This is a genomic window from Oleiphilus sp. HI0128 (assembly GCF_001635365.1).
The window spans coordinates 1-328 of the sequence record NZ_LWGG01000527.1 but is presented as its reverse complement, the minus strand read 5'-3'; the positions used below and the strand labels follow the sequence as shown (position 1 = coordinate 328).

At 46.0% G+C, this 328-nt stretch carries 1 pseudogene; it reads right to left on the bottom strand.

Annotated elements, in window-relative coordinates:
- Positions 1-328 (bottom strand): annotated as a pseudogene (gene ligA, locus A3763_RS06180) (NAD-dependent DNA ligase LigA); the annotation flags it as partial.

The following is a 328-nucleotide window of genomic DNA, read 5'->3' as shown; positions in this document are numbered from 1 at the left end:
TTTAAACGAGCAACAGGCGTGAGAACGCCGGTACGCCCAACCTGAAAGTCAACGCTTTCGAGCACTGTAAGCTCCTCTTGAGCAGGAAACTTATAAGCAACAGCCCAGCGTGGCGCACGCGCAACGAAGCCTAATTCCATTTGGGCTGCAAAATCATCCACCTTAAACACGATGCCGTCTATTTCATAATCGAGTGATGACCTCTTATCGCTAAGCATCTCACAGTAAGCGATACATTCCTCAATATTTTGAAGTTGCTGCATATCGCTATTGACCACAAAGCCCCATTCATTAAGCTTTTCAAGTGTTGAGAAGTGACTACTGGGAA